The following is a 4562-nucleotide window of genomic DNA, read 5'->3' on the forward strand; positions in this document are numbered from 1 at the left end:
CGAGGAGGCTCCAGTTGGGGTTGCGCAGGGCCTGGGCCACGCAGGGGGGGAGCTTGTCCAGGTCCAGCCCCAGGTAGGTTTCGGCCCAGCGGCTCCGGGGGTACTGGGGCACGGCATCGAAATCGCGGTGGAAGGAGAAGAGGGAGGAGCGCCGGTAATCGTCGATCAGGCGTTCCCACCCCGCGGACGCGTCGGGGATAACGCCCGAGCAGCCGCGGGCGTACTCGGCGGCTGCGGCCAGGCGGCGGCGGATACGGTAGAGATCGCGGATCTCCAGGTCGCCCCGGGGGACGGTGGCGTAGACGGGCATCGACTCCGCCAGGGCGGCTCCGACCCTGCCGATATAGACCTTGTGTTTCTGGTGGGTGGAGAACGTGGTCCTGATATCGCGCATGTACAACGGATCGGCGTATTGCGTGATGTCCATGCTCATTCCCTCGCGTCCGCGCTTCGACCGGGATACCGCCGTGTCGGAGACGGTGACGGGAATGGGGGTGAGGCCCCGCGTGCGGAAGATGACCGCCTGGCTGAGGAATTCATGGAGCCGACCCATGCCGCTGTACCCCAGGCCCGCCCGGAGGGGGAGCCGCCGCAGCCGCTTGGCGTCGTCGTGGCGGCGCTGTGAGTATTTGGCCGCCAGTTCCGGCTCCAGGAACCCGATCCGCTCCAGTTTCCGGTGAACCGGGGAGGAGAAGGGGATGAAAGAGAGGAAATGATATCCGGAGGAAGTCGTGTCGTTGATATGCCCGATTCCGTAGCGCCGGAGGAGGGACCGGATGGCCTGGTAGCTCGGTTCCATCAGTTCGAAATATTCGACCTGCCTGCGGTACAGACCCCGCCAGGTGTCGAGGTTGAAATATTCGACGTCCCAGACCGCCAGGGTTCCCTTCCTGTCCCAGACCGAACGGAAAAGATCGAGTCCTTCCTCCATCAGCTGTTCGAACCCGGCTCGGTCGGCCGCCAGCTTGATCGGTCGCCGGAATCCCCGTCGGACCAGGGGCTCGCCGAAGCCGACCGTGTATTCGCAGGTGAAGGGGTCGCCTCCGCAGAACTCGAAGATCCGCTCCCGCACGTCGGCCGAACGGTAGTAGGCTTCGACCGCCGCCGCCTGCCGGGGGGAGAGGGTTCGTTCCCGGACGGTCATGGCCGCTCTGGGGGGGAGGCCGGGACGGGGACGGTCCCGTCCCAGCGGTAATCTCCCAGGCTGTAACCGCAGAACGGCTGGGGGCAGTAGCCTTTTTCCTGGTGGGAGACGCAGTTGTGGTCGATCTGCCCGTCGATGCCGGCGGCGATCAATCCGGCGAACACCCGGACGTAGAACGCGGAGCGGGATTGGGCGTCGTAATGTTTCCACTGGTCCGGAGGCCATCCCGGCCCTTCCGTCCATCGGGAATAGATCAGCCCGGCGATATGTTGGGGGTGCCATCCCCGGGCGAGCAGGCTTCTGGTCAGGGCCTGGAGGGTGGTGGGCTTGAGCAGAAGATCGTTCGGTTGTTCCAGGGGGATGCGAAGGCACGGGGGAAGCTCGCGGTAGTTCATGGCGCCGTAGGTGCGGGGCCATTCCCGGGGCGGATGCTGGGCCGTGTCGTCGAACCAGCGGTGAAACCGGTAGAGGGGCGAAGCCAGGTAGTCCGCGATCACCTTCCGCATATCCGCCGAGTAGTTCGGGATCAGGCAGTTCACTCCTCCGGCGTACTCGGCCGCGTGGCGGAAATGGCGCCGGAGGGCCAGGGTTTCTTCCAGGGAGAGATGTTTGCGGGGAACGGCGATCTGGATCGGAGTCCCGTCGGCGATGGCGTCGCCCACCTTCCAGCGCTGGATCTTATGTTTCTGATGGGTGGAGAACGCGCAGCGGATGTCGCGCATGAAGACCGGGTCTCCGAAACAGGAAAGGTCGAAGGAGATCGCTTCCCGTTCCTTCGGCCCCTTGCCGACGGCGACGTCCGTGATGACCAGCGGCAGGTCGGTCGCCTCGGCGGCCCGGCGCATGATCGTATGGGTGAGGAACTCCATCACCCGGCCCATCCCGTCGAAGCCCTTCCCGTAGCGCTCCGACACGCGGCGGTGGCGCTTGGAAAGGGAACCCCGGTATTTCTCCCGGAGGGTGGGGCAGACGACGCCGATGTCCTCCAGCTGCAGGGCGGCCTCGGTCCCCGACTGGATCTGGAAGGAGAAGTGGTAGCCCTGGCCGGTCATCAGGACCAGGGGTTTGATGCCGTAGTCGAGGTAGACGTCCAGGATGGCGCGGTAGACCGGTTCCAGGCGCTTGAAGGTCCCGACCTGGTCGTAGTAGATCTCGCCGGGGTGGTCGAGGTTGAAGTATTCGACGTCGAGCACTCCCAGTAGATGGTTCCGGTCCCAGATGGAACGGAAGATATCCAGCCCCCGGTCGAGAATGGAGGCGAACCCCTGGGGCGGGGTGGAGACGTAGGGTTCGGGGGCCGGCGTTCCCAGCAGCGCCTCGCCGTATCCGACCAGGTATTCCGCGGTGAAGAGCGCGGGTTCGCGGGCGGAACCGCCGCAGTATTCGGCGATCCGTTCCCTGACCGCCGGGTCCCGATAGTATTCGGAAGGGGTAAGCATGGAAGTTCTCCTCCGGGTTCGAGCCGTCGCTGTGGAGCGGGAAGGAATTATCGGCGAGGATCAGTCCGGGCGCAACCGGAATCGGCGCCCGAGGATAAGGGGGGAGAACCCGCGGGTATAGAGCCAGATTTCGCCGTCCGCTCTGATCCTGAAAGTCAGGGTGCCGTCTCGGTCCGTCCTCGCTACCCGGGTTCCGGCCGCTTCCAGGCGCCGGATCGTTTCCGGATCCGGCGCTCCCCAGGAATTGGCGCCGGTCGAGACCGCCGCCCAGCGGGGAGCGACGGCGGCCAGGAAGCGGGCCGAGGAGGAGTCGGCGGCTCCGTGGTGGCCGACCTTGAGCAGGTCGGCGCCCAGGACCGCGCCCTCGGCGAGCAGCTTCTCCTCCCCTTTCCGGTTGAGATCGCCGGTCAAGAGGACCGTCCGCCCGGCATGTTCCAGCCGGATGACCGCGGAATCGGCGTTGACTTCGCCGACTCCTCCGACGCCGACGACGGCCGCCGTTCCCCCGTTCCAGCCGGGAAGAGGCCCCGGCCGGAGGACCGAGTATCCGGGATGGCTCCGGAAAATCTCGAGGTATTCCCTCCACATCTCCGGGGAGAGCCCCGGGGGAGGGGGCCGACCGTTGTCGAAGACGCGCCGGGGTCGGAACTCCGCGGCCGCCCGCGCCGCTCCTCCCATGTGGTCGGGGTGAGGGTGGGTGATCAGGATGGCGTCGAGCCGGTCGACGCCCCGCTCCCGAAGCGCGGCCTCCACTTCCCCGTACCGTTCGGGGTAGCCGGTGTCGATGAGCCAGTCGCCCGCCGCCGCGCTCCTGAGCAGGAGCGCATCCCCGTAGCCGACGTCGATGACGACGATCTCCAGTTCTCCGGGGCCCGGGGGGCCGGGGAGGGCCGTCCGCACCGCCCAGGCCGCCAGGAAGAATGCGCCGGGGAGGGTCATGCCCCCCGTTTCCGGGGATCGGCCGCCCTTACCAGCAGAACGCCCCAGGCGCTTCCGCAGGAGTTGAAGACGACGTCCCGGAAATCTCCGACGCGGTCGGGAAGGTAAAACTGGACCAGCTCGTCCGCCGCGCCCAGGAAAACCCCGAAAAGGACGGGGACGGCGATCCATTCCACCGGGTTCGCCGGCCGGCTCAGTCCGGCGTAGGCCAGCCATCCCACCAGGGCGTATTCCAGCAGATGGATGCGTTCCTCGGGATAAGCCGGGACCAGGAGGGCGACGGCCGCCCCCGCGGCCAGGACGGCCAGGAAAACCGAGGCCCGCTTCGCCGGCATCCGCCAGGGCCGGATCCAAAGCAGGAACGCGCCCGCCGCCGCCGCCACGGCCGCGGCCATCCCCGCCGTCATCGCCGCCGCGCCCGCCGCCGCGCGGACGGCGTTGATCGGCCGCCGGGTGAACGCCCCCGAGATCAGGATGAAGGCGCAGAGCGCCCCCAGCAGGAGAAGACGTTTTTTCAGCAGCCCCGGAGGGGGCATGTACCGGCTGCGGGACACGGTATCCGCCTCCTTGGTGCCGGCGGGCGTCCGTCGCCGCCGCCGATAGTATTTTGACACAATCGGGCCGGGCGGTAAAATCGTAACCGGCCCCGGGAGACGGCGCCCCGGGAGGGAAATCCGCGGGAAGGAGGAGAAAAGACATGAGAAACGGCGCCCGCCGCGCATGGCAGGATTCGCCCGCCGGTCTGGCGGTCTTGGGATTGGAGATGCTGCTGGTCTGTTTCGGAGCCACCGTCCTGGTCCCGCTGCTGACCGGTATCGATGTTTCGGTCGTGCTTTTTTCCGCCGGCGTGGCCACCGTCTTCTTCCATTTTCTCACCGGTTACCGCAGCGCCAACGGCTCCGTCCCCATTTTTCTGGGTTCTTCGTTCGCGTATCTTCCCGCCATTCTGGGAGCCAAGGCGCTGGGGTTCCCGTGGCCTTCCATCTTCTTCGGCCTGGCCTGCGCCGGGATCGGCAAGATCGTTTTTTCCCGGGTAATCA

5 protein-coding genes are annotated in these 4562 nt (G+C 67.0%); 1 reads left to right on the forward strand and 4 read right to left on the reverse strand.

What is annotated here, in order from left to right; translation table 11 throughout:
• From PLZ73_12595 to PLZ73_12610, 4 genes are all read right to left on the reverse strand, one after another.
• A partial coding sequence (locus tag PLZ73_12595; protein ID HOO78712.1) for a hypothetical protein occupies positions 1 to 1144 on the reverse strand: 1144 nt, incomplete at its 3' end.
• The gene (locus PLZ73_12600) at positions 1141 to 2583 is read right to left on the reverse strand and encodes a hypothetical protein (protein HOO78713.1); all 1443 of its coding nucleotides are present in this window, start codon (positions 2581 to 2583) and stop codon (positions 1141 to 1143) included. The genes PLZ73_12595 and PLZ73_12600, both read right to left, overlap by 4 nt.
• 60 nt (positions 2584 to 2643) lie before the next feature.
• Positions 2644 to 3522: an MBL fold metallo-hydrolase gene (locus tag PLZ73_12605; protein ID HOO78714.1), complete on the reverse strand. Its 879-nt coding sequence runs from the start codon at positions 3520 to 3522 to the stop codon at positions 2644 to 2646.
• Positions 3519 to 4076, reverse strand: a complete 558-nt coding sequence (locus tag PLZ73_12610; GenBank protein ID HOO78715.1) for a VanZ family protein — start codon at positions 4074 to 4076, stop codon at positions 3519 to 3521. Before PLZ73_12610 ends, PLZ73_12605 begins: the two co-directional genes overlap by 4 nt.
• Before the next feature lie 143 nt (positions 4077 to 4219).
• Here PLZ73_12610 and PLZ73_12615 point away from each other — a divergent pair.
• Positions 4220 to 4562, forward strand: a 343-nt coding sequence (locus tag PLZ73_12615) for a solute carrier family 23 protein (GenBank protein HOO78716.1), incomplete at its 3' end; no start/stop codon positions are given.

The organism is bacterium (genome assembly GCA_035380285.1).
Classification (GTDB): Bacteria; Auribacterota; Erginobacteria; order Erginobacterales; family DAOSXE01; genus DAOSXE01.